Source organism: Amycolatopsis sp. NPDC028719 (assembly GCF_055565395.1).
This window is the reverse complement of sequence record NZ_JBVHUL010000012.1, coordinates 171,765-188,407: the sequence shown is the minus strand read 5'-3', so window position 1 is coordinate 188,407 and position 16,643 is coordinate 171,765. Positions and strand designations below refer to the sequence as shown.

Genomic DNA, 16,643 nt, shown 5'->3' with positions numbered 1-16,643 from the left:
ACCTCCGCTGGAAATTCGTAAGGGATGTGCTCGGCAAGGCTAACCGAACGGGCTCGTTCCGGTGGCGCATGTCCGCGCTCGACCGCGTCGTCACTTCCGGGTACTCCATCGCCGGTCAGCCCAGGCCGAGCGCCTGCATGCGCTTCGTGTGCCCTTGTTGCAACCGCCGGAACAGCGCCGCAATTCCGGAGAGGTCCCCGGAACCGCCGATGATCAGCTCGGCCAGCCCGTCGCGCTCGGCGACGACGTACTGGGCCTGGGTCAGCGCCTCACCGAGCAGGCGGCGCCCCCACAGGGCGAGCTTGTCGCGGGTCTTGGGGTCGGCTTCGATGCCGGCGGCGACTTCGCGTTCGGCGAACGCCGAGTGCCCGGTGTCGGCGAGCACGGTGAGCACCAGGTCCTTGGTCTCGGGGTCGAGCCAGCTGGCGATCTCGCGGTAGAGGTCGGCGGCCAGCCCGTCGCCGACGTAGGCCTTCACCAGCGACTCCAGCCACGACTTCGGCCGGGTCGAAGCGTGCCAGGCGTCGACCTGGGCGACGAACGGCGTCATCGCGTCTTCGATCTTGACGTCGTGACCGGCCAGGTGCTGGGCGAGCAGGCCGTAGTGACCGATCTCCGCGGCCGCCATCTGCGCCAGCGCGGCCCGCCCGGCCAGGGTCGGGGCACTGCGCGCGTCTTCGGCCATCCGGTCGAACGCGGACAGTTCGAGGTAGGCGATCACACCCAGAAGGTCGACTACGCCTTCTGAGATCTCTTTCGGCTCGGTCACGGGGGCAGGGTATCGCCGAAGCGCCCGGGCGTGTCGGGACGAGACCGATCACACGGGTTCCGGCGTGCCGGGTACTGTCGAAAAACTGCTGACCAGGTACACTGCGAATGATATAGAAGCTTCCGTACGCCATACCGGCGTCGGGAACAGGCAGGTCACGTTGGCTTGCCGACGTACTGCAATGTGCGTGCACGCCTCTTCCGGCATTCCCGGGACGGACCGGTTCCGCGCTCCAGTTCAGCGCCAGGGACCAGGGTTTACTCCCGGTCGAGTGTCGAGCGGACCGACGGCTGTGCGCGCTGGTCACGAGAGAGGCGATCACCCTGACCGCAGAAATTCCCACAACCGAACTGACCCCCGCCGTCGCGCTGGAACACAGCGAGACCGGCCCGGCCGCGCTCGACACCTCCCACCCGCTGCAGGCGGGCGTCGAGGTCGAGCCCGAAGCCCCGACCTTCGCGTCCTTCGGCGTCAAGCCGGAGATCGTCAAGGCCCTCGGCGAGGCCGGCATCGAGCGGACCTTCGCGATCCAGGAGCTCACGCTGCCGCTCGCGATGGCCGGCGACGACCTCATCGGCCAGGCCCGCACCGGCATGGGCAAGACGCTGGGCTTCGGCGTCCCGCTGCTGCACCGCGTGCAGGTGCCGGGCGACGGCACCCCGCAGGTGCTCGTCGTGGTGCCGACCCGCGAGCTGTGCATCCAGGTCGCCAACGACCTCAAGGGCGCCGGCAAGCACCTCGGCATCCGCACTCTGGCCATCTACGGCGGCCGCCCGTACGAGCCGCAGATCGAGGCCCTGCGCAAGGGCATCGACGTCGTGATCGGCACCCCGGGCCGCCTGCTCGACCTGGCCGAGCAGCAGCACCTGGTGCTCGGCAAGGTCCGCGGCCTGGTGCTCGACGAGGCCGACGAGATGCTCGACCTGGGCTTCCTGCCCGACATCGAGCGCATCCTGCGGATGGTGCCGGACGAGCGGCAGACCATGCTGTTCTCGGCCACCATGCCCGGCCCGATCATCACGCTGGCCCGCACGTTCCTGCGCCAGCCGACGCACATCCGCGCCGAGGAAAACGACGCGAGCGCGATCCACGAGCGCACCACCCAGTTCGTCTACCGGGCGCACTCGATGGACAAGCCCGAGGTGATCGCCCGCGTGCTGCAGGCCGAGGACCGCGGGCTCACCATGATCTTCAGCCGCACCAAGCGCACCGCGCAGAAGGTGGCCGACGACCTGGTCGAGCGCGGCTTCGCGGCCGCCGCCGTGCACGGCGACCTCGGCCAGGGCGCGCGCGAGCAGGCGCTGCGCGCGTTCCGCTCGGGCAAGGTCGACGTGCTGGTCGCGACCGACGTCGCCGCCCGCGGCATCGACATCGACGACGTCACGCACGTGATCAACTACCAGTGCCCGGACGACGAGAAGACCTACGTCCACCGCATCGGCCGCACCGGCCGCGCGGGCCGGACCGGCGTCGCCGTCACCCTCGTCGACTGGGACGAGATGCCGCGCTGGAAGCTGATCTCGGACACCCTCGGTCTCGACAAGCCGGAGCCGGTGGAGACGTACTCGTCGTCGCCGCACCTGTACGCCGACCTGGGCATCCCGGAGGGCACGAAGGGCCGGCTGCCGCTGGCCAACCGCACCCGGGCCGGCCTGGCCGCCGAGGAGGAAGAGGACCTGGGCGGCAAGCGCCGCGGCCCGCGTGGCCGCGGCAAGGCCGACGACGCTGCCGCCGCTTCGGAAGAAGTCCCGCGCAAGCGCAACCGCACCCCGCGCAAGCGGACCCGCGGTGGCTCGCAGGCGACCGAGGCCGCGGACAACGCCGCTGCCCCTTCTTCGCCGGATGACGCTTCCGCCTCGGAGGGACGCACCCGGACGCGTCGCCGCACTCGCGGCACCGCGCCGGAAGCGACCGGCCCGGCCACCGAGAAGGAAGCCGGCGACAACGCCGAGCGGCCCGCTCGGCGGCGCCGCCGTCGCCGTCCCGCCGCGACGTCTGATACACCTGCGTCGGCAGACTGAACCTGAGCGCGGGGGTCCGGGCACGTGAGCGACGTCGAGAAGGCGCCTGAAAACGCGCCTGAAGAGACCCCTGACTACGGCTCGGAGGACGTCCTCGAGGACGTCGAAAGCACTCCGCCCGCCCCGCGGGTCAAGGCGCGTCGCTCGCCTTGGAACCGCGGGCGGGACCGGGTGATCGCGGCACTGGTCGCGGTCGCCGTGGTCGCCGTCGCGCTGGTCATCGGCGTGACGAGCGACAGCGCGGCGACCGACCGGACCGAGGCGGCGCCCCCTCCGCCGTTGCCCGCGGCGCCGGACAAGGTGCCGGGCTCGCTGGCCGAGGTGTGGAGCGCCCGCAGCGGCGCGACGCCGGTCCCGGTGGTGGCGGGCGATTCGGTGGCGACGGCGGACGGCGGCGAGGTCGCCGCCCGCGACCCGCTGACCGGGCAGATCCGCTGGCACTACACGCGTGACCTGCCGTTGTGCACGGTGAACGAGACGTGGGGACGGTTGAACGCCGTCTACCACAAGACCGAGAACTGCAGTGAGGTCACGCAGCTCGACCCGGGCACCGGCCGGATCACGGCGCAGCGCAACGGCAACGCGGAGCTGGGCACGCGCCTGGTGAGCGACGGCTCGCACGTGACGGCGACGGGCAAGAAGCTCCTCACGACGTGGCGCGACGACCTGGTGCAGAGCGCCGAGTACGGCCAGGTCCCGGCGCTGGTCAACGCGGGCAAGCAGCCCCGCACCGGCTGCACGTACGGCACGGTCGCGGCGGCGTCGGGCAAGGTCGGCGTGATCGAGCGCTGCCCGGGCGACCCGGCCGACCGCCTGACGGTCTACAAGGCGGCACCGGAGAAGGACGACGAGCCGTCGGTGGCGTTCAGCAGCGTGCTGGCGGGCAAACGGGCCCGGGTGATCGCGATGTCGGGCGACCTGACGGCGGTGGTCCTGCCGGACCAGAAGCTCCTGGTGATCTACAACGGCGACGGTTCCCAGCGCGCGGCGTACCCGCTGGACGTCCCGGCCGCCGACCTGGCGGCCGATCCCCCCGCGGGCGTCGAGGCGACCACCCAGACGACGCAGAACCTGTACTGGTTCAGCGGGTCGAAGGTAATGGCGTTGTCGCGTGACGACCTTTCGCCGCGGTGGACGTTGAGCAGCGCTTCGGGGCCCGGAATCCTGTTCGCGACGCAGCTGGTGGTCCCGATCAAGGGCGGCTTGGCCGTGCTGAACGAGGACAACGGCTCGACGATCCGCACGGTGGGGGTGGATCGCCGCGGGTACACAGGGGTGGTCCGGTTGGGCGCGGCAGGCCCGGTCCTGCTGGAAGAACGCGGCGACACCCTGACGGCCCTGAAGTAGGGCTCGGCGAGTTCGGCCTTCAATCACGCGAGTTCCGGGCCCAGTCACGCGAGTCTCGGCTTCCGTCACGCGAGTCCCGGACTCGGTCACGCGAACCGACCGTCCCGGTACGCGAGTTCGCCGTTCCGGCACTGCGCACTCGCGTGATCGGGCGGGCTTTGCGCGTGTCTGCGCGGGCATCTCGCGTGATTGGAGAGGCATCACGCGGGCGAACCCCCGCTTCGGGCTCAGGTGAGCCAGAAGAGGGTCAGGGCCGAGACGGTGAAGAGCACAACCGCCACGCCCGCACCCGCGGCCGGCACACCGTTGCGGCGGTCCGCGACCCGCTGGGCCAGCAACGCCAGCACCGCCGCCACCGGGTGGCCGATCAGCAGCACCGCGCCTGGGCCCGGGGCACCTGTGTTCAGGTCGATCACCGCGACCGCGAGAACTCCGATCGCCAGGACCGTGAGGCCGGCGGCGAGTGAGCCGGTGAATCCGCGCCACCAGCGGCCGCGCGGCTTGCCCGGTTCAGCTGCCTCCGGCGAGGCATCGGTCGAAGGGGTATCCGCGGCCTCGATGCGTTCTGGTTCGACACGGTCCTGAGGCACCGTCTGCGCCTCCGCCGCGTCCGGCTCGACAGCCAGCGGCTCGGTCCGCTGCCCCGCAGCGTCCTGCGCCTCGGCCACACCGAGCGGCTCGGTCTGCTGCCGCGGAACCGCCCGAGCCTCAGCTACGGACTCAGCCTCGGGCGCGCCCGCGGGGATCGGCACCGTGGACAGTTCGTCGGTGTCCGGTGAAGCCACTTTTCCTCCCGGTCAGGGCGCGAGCAGGTCCCAGGGCTGCATCTGCGGGGCCGCTTCCTGCCCCGCCTTGCAGCTCGGCCTGAAGTCGCACCAGGCGCAACGGCGGTCCGGGCGGGCCGGGAACAGCACGTCCTCGTCGCCGCCCGCGTCCAGGGTATCCGTGGCCAGCCTCAGGTCCGCGGCGGTCTCGCCGGCGCGTTGCAGGTGCCTGCGCAGGCTCTCCGGCGTGTGCTCGGCCGCCGCGATCGTGCCCGTCGGGAGGTGGTGGAGCTCCACCGTCGTGCACGGCATCCGCAGCGTCCGCGCCGCCGCCACCGCGTACAGCGCCAGCGCCTGCGATGCCCGGGCCTCGTACTCGTCCGGTGGCCGCCGTCCCGTCTTGTAGTCGACGATGACCAGCGCACCCTCGCGCGCGTCGATGCGGTCCGCGCGGCCCTCGATGATCATCGACGGTTTCTCCCCCGGCGCCGGGCTCACCGGCGCCGACACCCACCGCTCGAGTCCGACCGGGTCGTGGCTGACGTCGTTGTCCTCGACGTACTCCGCCACCCACCCCTTCGCCCGCGCCCGGTAGCGCGCCGCCTGCTCCTCGCTCTCGAAGCCCGCGTCCTTCCAGAACTCCGCCACCAGCGCCACCGCCCGCTGCGGCACCCGCTTGAGCACCGGCAGGTCGAACAACGCCCGCAGCGCGTTGTGCACCACCGCGCCGAGTGTGCTGTGCGCCCACGGCCCGGTGCGCTGCGGGGTCGGCCGTTCGAGGTACGCGAGCCGGTACCGGCGCGGGCAGTCGTCGAAGGTGGCCAGCCGCGCCGGCGACACCTTCGTGAGCCGCACCGGCTGCGCGACGCCGAAGTCGAACCCCATCTGCTCCTTCACGCCGCCCACGCTACGCACCACCACCGACAGTTTTTCCGGGGGTTCGGGTGGCGGAGCCCCCGACCTGGGGCGAAGCCCCAAATGTCACCGACAGTTTTTCCGGGGGTTCGGGTGGCGGAGCCCCCGACCTGGGGCGAAGCCCCAAATGTCACCGACACTTTCCGCGCCGGACCCGGAACGCCGTGAATGTCGCATCGAGGGACTCAGAGTCCCTCGATGCGACATTCACGGACTTGGCCTACCGCACCACCAGGACCGTGTGCGTCCCGGCGCCGACCGCCAGGGACCCACCGGCCGCGGCCCGCATCGGGCGGCCGTCCAGCAGCACCAGCCGGCCGGCCGGGACCACCAGCGAACCGGACGTCCCCCGCGGCGCCGTCACCGTCAACGAGAACACCGAACCCTGCTGGGTCCACGAAGCCGACAACGCGCCGTTCGGCGTCGGCACCGCTCCGCGCGCCCACGAAACGGAACCCGGGTGCGGCGAAACCGTCCACGTCGCGAAGCCCGGCGAAGTCGGCGAGACGCCCAGCAACTCGTTCGTCAGCGCCGGCACGACGCCGGTCGACCAGCCGTGCGCGGCCGACGTGTACCCCTGCTCGTAGTGCGAACCGCCCTCGCCGATGCCTTCCCACGCCGTGATGCCCGGGTCGTGCGAAGCCATCCAGCCGTACATCCGCTTGATCTGGTCGATCGCCGAATCCGGCTGCCCGGTCCGGAATCGCGCCTGGATCTCCGGGAACGACGTGAACGCATACACGCGCTTCGTGCCATCAGACACCAGAGTGTCGTTGTCCATGAACGGGTTCCCGTACGGCAACGCGCCCGCCGCGAGCCGCGCCAGCGCCGAAGTGGCCTGCGCCGGCGACGCGATACCAGCCAGAACAGCCTGGCTGTTGCCGTCCTGGCCGTGACGGACCGCGCCCGTCCCGGAGTCGAGGTACGCGCCCGCCGCGGGATCCCACAGGTAGGCATTCACGGCGGAGGCGACACCCGAAGCGCGCGAAAGCCAGCGATCCGCGTCGGCGGCGTGCCCCGTCGCGCGCGCCAGACCCGCCGCGCCCTGAAGCGCCCGGACGTACAACGCGTTGTAGTACGTCACTTCGCCCGTACGCGGCAGGAACGCGTAGTCGCCGTAGCCACCAGTGCCGTTGAGGCCCTTCGCGAGCAACCCGCGCGAATCGGTGACCGACGGATACCACGCATCAAGCGTCTTCACGAGGTGCGAGTAGTACGAAGACGCGTACGCGGTGTCGCCCGTGTAGAGGACGTAGTCCCAGCTCGACGTCACCCACCAGAGCGGATAGTCGAACAGCGGCAAGGTGTAGTCGTTGATCGACGCGGGCGGGATCCAGCCGTCCGCCCGCTGGTGGTCGGCCAGGTCGGCGAGGACGTTGCGCGCCGCCGTGCCGTCCTGGTGGGTCAGGTACTCGGTCAGCCCGGACACCGCGACGTCGCCGACGTACGGGTCCCGGTCGCGCTTCGCGCCGTCGTGCAGCACCAGTTTCCCGTCCAGCGAAGGCGAGAACGCGCCGCGCGGGTCCACATCGGACTCGCGGAAGGTGTCCATGCCCAGCTCGTTCGTGTACGACGCCGCGTACCAGTAGCGGTTCAGGTCGGCGTCCGACGACTCGAACCAGCCGCGGTAGGTGTCCGGCGTCCCGAGGAATGGCGTGAAGTCGAGCGAAACGCCGTTGATCCGCACCTCACCGGAAGGCTGGGTGAGCGGCGCGTCCGACGCCAGCGCGTCGAGGCTGATCCGCAGGTAGCGGAAGCCGCGCAGGCCGTCCGCGCACACCTGGGTCCCGGCAGCGCAGCCCTTCGTGTCCCGCCAGACCATCGGCGTCGCCGGCACGGCGATCTGGTCGCTGCCCGGTCCGCCGGAGAAGTCCGAGCGCGAGAAGTCGGAACGTTCGCCCAGGTACTGCTGGGTCTCCGAGGTCGACACCCGGATGCCGGGGTGGTTCGCCGACGCGCCCGCGAACGAAATCTTCGGGTATCCCGCGACGACCTTGCCGAAGTCCACCACCGCGACCGGCACCGGCGGGTCGGCCACCAGGCCGGGCCAGACCTCGGTGACGCGGCTGAACTCCCCCGATGGCGTGTTCTGGTCCTTGGTGACGGTGATCCGGACCTGCACGGTCGTCACCGGCCGGTCGAACGCGACAGCGCGCTGGACAGCGGTGTTGCCGCTCACCGAAGCCGCCACCCGCCACGCGCCCGCGTCCAGCACCTCCACCGTGTAGTCCTGCGGCACACCGTCCACACTGGACAGAACGGTGACGCCGGGGAGCGCGACCGGCGCGGCCGAGGTGATGGTCAGGACGTCCGGGTAGGCGCCGATCGTGTCGTCGTTCCAGAAGGTGTCGGTGTTGCCGTCGACGGCGTTGCCGGGCGCGTACGTCCGCGGCTGGCCGTTCCCGCCGTTGTTCGGCGCGTGGAACGACGACGCGGCCGCCGTGGTCCCCGCGGGCCAAGCCGGCTTCGGCGGCGGCGCCTGCCGCTTGAACGTCGTGACGCCGCGGCCGAGCAGGCCATCCGGGTTCGTGACGTCGCCGGTGGTGGACAGCACCTTCACCGGCCGCACGTCCCGGCTCGGCGGCGCGACCACGTACTTCTGCCAACCCGGGCCGGGCAGGGCGGTCGCCGCCGGCGCCGCGACCACGCCGCTCGCCACCAGGACCGTGACCGGCAGGATTGCTCTGAGCCACTTCATCGAGGCCTCCGCAAGGCGTTTGAATCGTTTCAATCGCTGAGCTGAGGTTCAATCTGCGGCAGGGGTGCCAACGATGTCAACGAAGCCGGCGGTTCCTGTCCGGCAGGACAACCCGAAAGGCGGGGTCAGCTGCCGCCGGCGATGAAGCCCCGGACGGAGTTCGCGACGAGCTCCACGGCGATGGCCGCGAGCAGCAGGCCGGCCACCTTGGCCAGCAGCGTGATGCCGCTTTCCTTGATCAGCCGGATGACGACGCCGGAGTAGCGCATGCAGATGTAGATCACGAAGTGCGTGGTGACGATCGCCAGCGCCAGGGCGATGTACGCGCCGATGTGCCCGTCGGCCTGGCGGACGAACACGATGGTCGCGGCGATCGCGCCGGGCCCGGCCAGCAACGGCGTACCGAGCGGCACGAGCGCGACGTTGACGTCCTCCGCGGCCGCCTCGGGCTCGTGACCACTGCCGGTGAGCAGCTGCAGCGCGATGAGCAGGAGCAGCAGGCCGCCGGCGCCCTGCAGCGCGGGGATGCCGATGCCGAGGTAGGCCAGGATCGCCTGACCGGCGACCGCGAACAGGCTGATGACCAGCAGCGACACCAGGACGGCCTGGCGGGCGGCGCGCGCCCGTGTCGCCAGCGGCTTGCGGCCGACCAGGCTGAGGAACACCGGCACGGTGCCGGGCGGGTCCATGATGACGACCAGGGTGATCGTCGCGCTCATGAAGAGCTTCGCGTCGAAGAAGTCGGCGATGGCCATGTCAGCTCTTCACGACCTGGAACCCCGTGGCGCGCGAAACGAGCTCCTCGAACTGCGCGGGGTCGGTGGTGCACTCGCCGAGCGCGATCGTCTTGTTCGTGCCGTGGTAGTCGCTCGACCCGGTGACGAGCAGGCCGAGCTCACCGGCCAGCTCACGGGTGCGGGCCCGCGTCGGCGCGTCGTGGTTGGGGTGGTCGGCCTCGACGCCGGTGAGCCCGTGCGCGGCCAGGCCGGCGAGGGTGTCCTCGCTGATCGTGGCGCCGCGGCTGAAGGCGAAGGGGTGCGCGATGACCGTGACGCCGCCGGCCGCGGCGATCATGTCGATGGCCTCCTCGACCGGCGTGTCGCGACGGGCGACGTAGTAGCCGCGGCGCGGGCTGAGGTAGTCGGCGAAGGCCTCGTCGACGGACTTGACCAGCCCGGCCCGGACCAGCGCCTGGGCCAGGTGCGGGCGCCCGGGCGGCGAGTCCTCGGGAAGGAGGCCGAAGATCTCGTCGGCGTCGACGGGGAGGCCGTCGGCGGCCATCCGTTCGGCCATCCGGCGCAACCGCGTGCGGCGCTCGACGCGCAGCCGGGTCTGCTCGGTGACGACGGGTTCGGACGTCGGGTCGAAGAGGTAGGCCAGCAGGTGGACGCTGATCTGGCGGCCGGTCTCGGGGTCGATCGAGACGGTCGAGAGCTCGGCGCCGGGAACCAGCGTCAGGCCTGGTGGGATGGCCGCGGAGGCCGGAGCCCAGCCCGCGGTGGTGTCGTGGTCGGTGATCGCGACGACGTCGAGCCCGGCTCTCGCGGCCGCGGCGACGAGCCCGGCCGGCGAGTCGGTGCCGTCGGAAGCGGTGGAATGGGCGTGCAGGTCGATGCGCATCGGGTCCATTGTCGACGATGCGCTCGGTCACACCCTCGCCGGGGACGGCTCAGCCGACGGGCTTCTTGCCGCGGGCGGCCCGCTGGGCCTTGATCATCGAGAAGCGCTCGGCCTGCTTCTGCTTGTCGCCGAAGACGAGCTCCGAGATCGTGTCGTAGAACTCTTCGGGACGCGGCAGGTAGTCGATCTTGTTGAGGGCCTGGATCTGGCCGGCCGACTCGACGACCATCGTGCCGTAGCCCATCATGCGGCCGGTGGCGGTGCGCACGTAGCTGAGGTCGGTGACCTTGCTGATCGGCATCATCAGCACCTTGGTGGTGAACACCCCGGTGGTCATCACGAACCGCTTGTCGGTGACCACCAGGCGCTCGACCCACCACTCCATCACCACGTAGGCGAACCGCAGCACGACGAGCAGCGCGACGTACCAGAGGAGGTTCTGGCCGATGTACAGCGCCGGTGGCAGCAGGTAGGACACCAGGACGCAGACGGCCAGCAGAGCGGCCGCTTCGAAGGTGTCCCACAGCAGCACCGCCCAGTGGCGGCGGATCCGGATGACCCGCCGCTCGGTGTCGAGGAGGTACTCGTCGGGATCGCGAGGCGCGAACATGGTTCGAGGGTAGCCCCGCGATCAGCCCTTGAACACGTTGCTGACGAAGGTGATCACCGATTCGGCCGAGTCCCGGAGGAAGTCGACGATGTTGCCGACAAGGCCAGCGGCCTGACCCGGCTGGGCAATGACGAAGAACAGCACCAACGCGATACCGGCGAGGCCCGCAATCTTCTTCACGTTCACCGCGATCAAATCCCGTCTCTTACGGTGACACCGGACAACAGCAGAAATCCTGACTTTTACGTTGTACCGCACTGAACAGGCACGCGGGAGGTAAGTCCCGCGCTTGGGGCAGCACGCGGTCCGAAGTGTACCGTATGGCTACTCTCCGTGTACAGGACATCGGTTTTCAAGTCGGTCACGTCTACCGTTGGGGACATGGGAGCACCCGGGGACGCCACGATCCGCTGCGTGGGCGGGATCGCGTTCGACGCACATGGCCGCTTGCTGCTCATCCGGCGTGCGAACGACCCCGGTTCGGGGCAATGGTCTCTGCCGGGTGGCCGAGTCGAACCGGGCGAAACGGACGAAGTGGCCGTAGTCAGGGAGCTCTTCGAGGAGACGGGACTCGACGTGATTCCCGGCACACTGGTCGGAACCGTGACCCGCGGGCCGTACGAAATCCACGACTACTGGTGCACGGTGGCCGGCGGAGTCCTCACGGCGGGTGACGACGCTTCGGACGCCCGTTGGGCCGATGCGGCAGACCTTTCGAGGCTCGAGGCCGCCGGGAAACTGGTGGACCTGCTTTACGTCACGCTCCGCGACTGGAAAGCGCTCCCGCGAGGCTGAAAGGGCCGGGTCCGGTGTCTTGAATGAGTCATTCAGGGGTTCGGAGGTCCTGAATGCCTCATTCAGGACACCGTCGAGAAGTCCCCGACACCAGCCCACCCTCCCTGGGGCCTCCCCGCTTCCAGCGGATCGGCGCGGCCCGACGAAGTGCGGGAAAGACCCGAGCCCGGCGTGAGCCGTCCCCATCACTGCCGACCCCGGTTACGGCACCTCCGGCGGGCCCGATAGCCGTGAAGGCCCCCTTGATGGCCCTGAGAGCCGGTAAGGAGGCCTTCACGGCACGTCAGAGCGGCAGCCAGGTCATCCGTTGCCCGTGCGGCGCGGTCCGGGCCAAGGCATGGGCCTCCGCCTTCCCGCCCTCCCACCGCACAAGCCCCAGCGTCGCCAAGCCGTCACCGCCGGCGAGGTCATCACGCCCCGGCAGCACCAGCTCCAACCCTGCGCCGTAGAACTCCTCCGAAACCCACCACAACGGCCGCGAAGCCGCCAGCGAAGCCAGTGAAGCGACGAACTCGGCACGCCGTTCGGCCGGGAAGTACGCCAGCGCGTGGCTCGTCACCACCACCAGCGGCCCCTCCAGCGACGAAGCCGCCGAGGCCAGGTCGTCGACGCCGTCGCCGGTGATGAGCCGGGGCCGGTGCTTGGCCTGCTCGGCCGCCGCCGTCCTCAGCAGGCGGATGCGGTCCGGCTGGTCGGCCCAGACGCACGCCTCCAGCCACGCCAGCTCGTCCTCGTCTGAAAGGTCCACCGGGGCGCGGTCCAGGCCGGCCCGGTCGAGCACGGACAGCTTCTTCGGCAGCTTCGGCGCCACCGCGCCGGGCGCCAGGTCGAGGGCGCAGTGCAGCCCGACCGGGGTCTTCGCGGGGCCCGCCGTCAGCTGCTCGCCGCCGTCGCACTGGTAGCGGTAGCCGAAGCGGTCCAGGCCCAGCAGGAGCCCGGCGCTGCAGCCGACTTCCAGCAGCGACACCTTCCCGCCCGCTTCCTTCGCCGCCCGCGCCACGCCGGGGTACAGCAGCGCGGCCCGGCGGACCTCGTTCGTCTGCGTGTACCGCGACGAAATCAGCGCCCGGGCCTTCTCGGCCCGCTCCAGCAGGAACGACCGGAACAGCGGCCAGGTCTCCGAGTCGACGCCGTCGAAGCCGCCCAGCGACGGGTAGTACCGCGAGAGCGGGTGGATGGGGTCGGCCTGCACGAGCCGGTGCGCCGTCGCCATCAGCAGCGTCCCGCGCACCTCGCCGTCACGGGCCGAGGCGAGCAGCCCGGCGACGTCGTCGTCCGAAGCCGCCTGCAGCGCCAGGTGCTCGTACAGCGGCGAGACGCCACGTGCCTCGACTTCCGCGAACGTGCGGAGAACTTCCTTGATGCGGTCCAGGTCCATCAGCGCCTCATCCGTGTACACAGCCTCATTCGTGCGGCACCGGCCGGCCCGGCTGCTCCCCGCCCCGAGTTTCCCCGTAGGAGCGCTTCGGCACCATCACCTTCCGCCGGAAGGTGCACACGATCAGGCCGTCCTGCTTGTAACCGCGCGTCTCGACGTACACGACGCCGCGGTCGTCCTTGGACTTCGACGGCGTCTTGTCCAGCACCTCCGTCTCGCCGTAGATGGTGTCGCCGTGGAAGGTCGGCTTGACGTGCTTCAGCGACTCGACCTCGAGGTTCGCGATCGCCTTGCCCGAGACGTCGGGCACCGACATCCCGAGCAGCAGCGAGTAGACGTAGTTGCCGACCACGACGTTCTTGCCGAAGTCGGTGGTCTCCCCGGCGTAGTGCGCGTCCAGGTGCAGCGGGTGGTGGTTCATGGTGAGCAGGCAGAAGAGGTGGTCGTCGTATTCGGTGACCGTTTTGCCCGGCCAGTGCTTGTAGACCGCACCGACCTCGAACTCCTCGTAGTACCGGCCGAACTGCACTCGTCTTCTCCTCTTCCGCGTAACACCGCGTGAGCCTGGTACGACACGCATCCGTAGTGAGGAGTACCCTCAACCATTGGTTCTCGTGCGTCAACGCGAGCCCCACCACTCTGCAGTCCCAACCGCGCTGCACCCGGCCCGAAGGAGGTGAGGAACCCCGATGAGTAGTGGCGATAGTCCGCTCCCTAGTACTCCCAGCGTTCCCACCACACCCGCCGGCCGGCTCATCTCCTGGTAGGCCCTTTCCCGGGAACGCTGGTGTCGCCGGGCGGACGCGTTCCGCCCCTGGTCAGTCGTCTCGCACGACCATCGCACGACGCCCAGGAGATCCCATGCCTGCCATTCCCTCGCTCGGCGGCCTTCGCGGCCGCGGCAACAAGGGCGCCGTCCCCGTCCGCCCGGTCCCGGTGCCGCTGTCCGCGTACGTCGTGGACTGCGCGGTGTACGTCGCGGGCGAGCGCCTTCCCGGCCGCTGGACGCACATCGAAGCGATCAAAGAGGTCCGCAAGCGCCACGAGGGCTTCGTCTGGATCGGGCTGCACGAGCCCGACTCCCAGCAGATCCAGGGCATCGCGGAGACCTTCGGGCTGCACGAGCTCGCCGTCGAGGACGCCCTCGAAGCACACCAGCGCCCGAAGCTGGAGCGCTACGACGACACGCTCTTCCTGGTGGTCAAGACCGTCCGGTACGTCGAACACGAGTCCCCCACCACGGCGAACGAGATCGTCGAGACCGGCGAGCTCATGGTGTTCCTCGGCCGGGACTTCGTGATCACCGTCCGCCACGGGAACCACTCGGGCCTGGCGCGCCTGCGCCGCGAGCTCGACGACGACGCCGAGCGCCTGCAGCTCGGCCCGGCCGCGGTCGTGCACGCGATCGCCGACCACGTCGTCGACCACTACCTCGACGTCACGGGCCGCATCGAGAACGACATCGACGTCATGGAGGCGCAGGTCTTCGCGCCCCGGTCGCAGGTGAGCGCCGAGCAGATCTACCTGATGAAGCGGGAGGTGCTGGAGCTGCGCCGGGCGGTGATGCCCCTGGCCACGCCGGTCCAGCGCCTGGCCGAGGGCTACACGCGGCTGGTGCCGGACGAGGTCCGCTCCTACTTCCGCGACGTCGCCGACCACCTCACGACCGTGTCCGAGCGGGTCGCGGCGTTCGACGAGCTGCTGTCCACCCTGGTCGACGCGACGGTCGCGAAGATCTCCCTGCAGCAGAACACCGACATGCGCAAGATCACGTCGTGGGCGGCGATCATCACCGTGCCGACGATGATCGCGGGCATCTACGGGATGAACTTCGACTACCTGCCCGAGCTGCACTGGAAGTTCGGGTACCCGCTGGTGATCACGGTGATCCTGGCGATCTGCCTGTTGCTGTACCGAATATTCCGGAAGAACGGCTGGCTCTAGTCCCCCCTCTTCCCCACCGGAATGTTCGGAGAACCGCCATGTCCCGGATGCTGTCCAACCTGAAGTTCTGGGCGCTCGCGCTCAGCGTGCTGTGGATCGTCGTCATCACTTTCGTCATCGTCGCCGACCCGGGGTTCGCGCACGGCATGAAGTGACGCCGGTACGCCGTACCCTGGGTGCGTGCCGAAAGCGCTGGTCGTTTCCGACGAGGTCGACGAGCGGCTGTGGACCGACGCGGTCCGCGGCCGCGCCGTCGACCTCGTCATCGGCGCCGGCGACCTCCCCTACGACTACCTCGCGTTCCTCGCCGGCGCGCTCGACGCGCCGTGCGTGTTCGTGCCCGGCAACCACGACCCGGACCTGAGCGGCTACACGCGCTACGGCGGGCTGTCCATGAAGGACGGTTTCCCCACGGCCTGGCCGGGCCCGGCGGGCGGGATCAACGCCGACGGCCGGGTCGTCGACGTCGCAGGGCTCCGGGTCGCCGGGCTCGGCGGCTCGATCCGCTACAACGACGGGCCGAACCAGTGGACGCAGCGCCAGCAGGCCCGCCGGGCCCGTGGCCTGGTGCGGCGCGCGAAGTGGCGGCGCCGCCGCGACGGCCGTGACGTCGACATCCTGCTGACGCACTCGCCGCCGCTGGACCTCGGCGACCGGGCGGACCCGCCGCACCGCGGGTTCGCGTGCCTGCACCGGACGATCGACGTGCTGCGCCCGAAGTGGTTGCTGCACGGGCACATCCACCCCCACGGCGAGCCGGTGCCGGACCGGGTCGTCGGCGAAACCCGGATCCGCAACGTGGTGGGCCACCGGATCATGGAGTTCTCATGAAAGAGACGGGGTTCCCCCGCGCCGACGCGGAGAACGACTTCCTCCGCGCGCGCCGGGGCCAGGTGCTCTCGCGGCTCTCGACGTGGCTGCGCCGCGAGCCCGACGACGTCAACATCATGCTGCCGTTCCACGAGGTGGTGGAGGCGCTCGGCTACCTCGGCGAGAGCCGGATCGGCCTGCGGGTGATCAAGCTGGACTCGATCGCCGGCACGGTCGACCGCAGCCGCGACTTCGACCGCCGCTTCCGCCCGACGTCCGGCCGGGTCCGCGAGCGCTGGGAACGCCTGGCGCTGGCGGCCCGCCGCGGCGAGGAGATCCCGCCGATCGAGGTGTACCGCGTGGGCGAGCTGCACTTCATCATCGACGGCCACCACCGGGTCTCGGTCGCGATCGCCCAGGGACTGTCCACAATAGAGGCGTCGGTGACGGTCGTCCGGACCAAACTGGATCCCAGCGGCATCCGCCACCGCGGCGACCTGATCGTCAAGGACTACCGGCGGCTGTTCCTGGAGCGGGTGCCGCTGACCGGCCACGCGCGGGCGTCGGTGATCGTGTCGGACCCGTGGGACTACGCGAAGCTGGGCGAACACGTGGAGGCGTGGGGCTTCCGGCTGATGCAGGACGAGGGAAAGTTCTGCGACCGGGCGAGCATCGCGCAGCGCTGGTTCGACGAGGAGTTCGTCCCGGTGGTGGGCATGCTGCGGCAGGCGGACCTGATCGGCGAGCGCACCGAGGCGGAGGCGTACATGTGGGTGGCGGCGGAGCGCTACCGCCTGATCCGGACGCACCGCTGGGACGACGACGTGATCGAGACGCTCCGTTCCCGCCGCTCCTGAAGCGGCCCCACGTGGGGTTTGGTGTTTTTTGCGGGACGGAAAACCAACTTGGTGTGTTTTCCTTCACCACACCCAACCTGGGGGGCTTGGGAATCCGCCCCCAGGTTAACACCCG

At 70.3% G+C, this 16,643-nt stretch carries 16 protein-coding genes; 6 read left to right on the top strand and 10 right to left on the bottom strand.

Features of this window, described 5'->3' with window-relative positions; genetic code table 11:
• Positions 1-115: 115 nt before the first annotated feature.
• The gene (locus tag ACZ4TR_RS41185; protein WP_364523755.1) at positions 116-769 is read right to left on the bottom strand and encodes a ferritin-like fold-containing protein; all 654 of its coding nucleotides are present in this window, start codon (positions 767-769) and stop codon (positions 116-118) included.
• Between the two features lie 554 nt (positions 770-1,323).
• Here ACZ4TR_RS41185 and ACZ4TR_RS41180 point away from each other — a divergent pair.
• Positions 1,324-2,790 (top strand): DEAD/DEAH box helicase, encoded by a 1,467-nt coding sequence (locus ACZ4TR_RS41180; protein WP_465293541.1) that lies wholly within the window; start codon positions 1,324-1,326, stop codon positions 2,788-2,790.
• A gap of 24 nt (positions 2,791-2,814) precedes the next feature.
• Complete coding sequence (locus ACZ4TR_RS41175) at positions 2,815-4,137, top strand: Rv3212 family protein (protein ID WP_364523749.1); 1,323 nt, start codon at positions 2,815-2,817, stop codon at positions 4,135-4,137.
• Positions 4,138-4,364: 227 nt separating this feature from the next.
• Here ACZ4TR_RS41175 and ACZ4TR_RS41170 read toward each other — a convergent pair whose 3' ends face one another.
• The 7 genes from ACZ4TR_RS41170 to ACZ4TR_RS41140 all read right to left on the bottom strand — a co-directional run bounded on the left by ACZ4TR_RS41170 (position 4,365) and on the right by ACZ4TR_RS41140 (position 10,930).
• On the bottom strand, positions 4,365-4,922 hold the full coding sequence (locus tag ACZ4TR_RS41170; RefSeq protein WP_465293540.1) for a hypothetical protein: 558 nt from the start codon (positions 4,920-4,922) through the stop codon (positions 4,365-4,367).
• Between the two features lie 12 nt (positions 4,923-4,934).
• Positions 4,935-5,786 (bottom strand): RecB family exonuclease, encoded by an 852-nt coding sequence (locus tag ACZ4TR_RS41165; protein ID WP_465293675.1) that lies wholly within the window; start codon positions 5,784-5,786, stop codon positions 4,935-4,937.
• A gap of 250 nt (positions 5,787-6,036) precedes the next feature.
• Complete coding sequence (locus ACZ4TR_RS41160; RefSeq protein WP_465293539.1) at positions 6,037-8,514, bottom strand: alpha-L-rhamnosidase-related protein; 2,478 nt, start codon at positions 8,512-8,514, stop codon at positions 6,037-6,039.
• A 125-nt stretch (positions 8,515-8,639) separates the two neighbouring features.
• Complete coding sequence (locus tag ACZ4TR_RS41155; RefSeq protein WP_364523743.1) at positions 8,640-9,269, bottom strand: MarC family protein; 630 nt, start codon at positions 9,267-9,269, stop codon at positions 8,640-8,642.
• Position 9,270: 1 nt separating this feature from the next.
• The gene (locus ACZ4TR_RS41150) at positions 9,271-10,134 is read right to left on the bottom strand and encodes a PHP domain-containing protein (RefSeq protein WP_465293538.1); all 864 of its coding nucleotides are present in this window, start codon (positions 10,132-10,134) and stop codon (positions 9,271-9,273) included.
• A 49-nt stretch (positions 10,135-10,183) separates the two neighbouring features.
• Positions 10,184-10,744, bottom strand: coding sequence for a PH domain-containing protein (locus tag ACZ4TR_RS41145; RefSeq protein ID WP_465293537.1), 561 nt, complete (start codon positions 10,742-10,744; stop codon positions 10,184-10,186).
• Positions 10,745-10,765: 21 nt separating this feature from the next.
• Positions 10,766-10,930 (bottom strand): hypothetical protein, encoded by a 165-nt coding sequence (locus ACZ4TR_RS41140; RefSeq protein ID WP_360687940.1) that lies wholly within the window; start codon positions 10,928-10,930, stop codon positions 10,766-10,768.
• A gap of 195 nt (positions 10,931-11,125) precedes the next feature.
• Here ACZ4TR_RS41140 and ACZ4TR_RS41135 point away from each other — a divergent pair, with 195 nt between their 5' ends.
• Entirely contained in the window at positions 11,126-11,539 is a 414-nt protein-coding gene (locus ACZ4TR_RS41135; RefSeq protein WP_465293536.1) for an NUDIX hydrolase, read from the top strand.
• Between the two features lie 283 nt (positions 11,540-11,822).
• Here the strand turns inward: ACZ4TR_RS41135 and ACZ4TR_RS41130 are convergent, their stop codons facing one another.
• Complete coding sequence (locus tag ACZ4TR_RS41130) at positions 11,823-12,917, bottom strand: DUF2332 domain-containing protein (RefSeq protein ID WP_465293535.1); 1,095 nt, start codon at positions 12,915-12,917, stop codon at positions 11,823-11,825.
• Between the two features lie 25 nt (positions 12,918-12,942).
• Positions 12,943-13,446, bottom strand: coding sequence for a MaoC family dehydratase (locus ACZ4TR_RS41125; protein ID WP_364523733.1), 504 nt, complete (start codon positions 13,444-13,446; stop codon positions 12,943-12,945).
• A gap of 332 nt (positions 13,447-13,778) precedes the next feature.
• Between ACZ4TR_RS41125 and corA the strand changes: the two genes are divergently transcribed.
• From corA to ACZ4TR_RS41110, 3 genes are all read left to right on the top strand, one after another.
• Positions 13,779-14,861, top strand: coding sequence for a magnesium/cobalt transporter CorA (gene corA, locus ACZ4TR_RS41120; RefSeq protein ID WP_465293534.1), 1,083 nt, complete (start codon positions 13,779-13,781; stop codon positions 14,859-14,861).
• Positions 14,862-15,041: 180 nt separating this feature from the next.
• Complete coding sequence (locus ACZ4TR_RS41115) at positions 15,042-15,692, top strand: metallophosphoesterase family protein (RefSeq protein WP_465293533.1); 651 nt, start codon at positions 15,042-15,044, stop codon at positions 15,690-15,692.
• The gene (locus ACZ4TR_RS41110) at positions 15,689-16,528 is read left to right on the top strand and encodes a chromosome partitioning protein ParB (protein WP_465293532.1); all 840 of its coding nucleotides are present in this window, start codon (positions 15,689-15,691) and stop codon (positions 16,526-16,528) included. The genes ACZ4TR_RS41115 and ACZ4TR_RS41110 overlap by 4 nt, the downstream gene beginning before the upstream one ends.
• Positions 16,529-16,643: the final 115 nt, after the last annotated feature.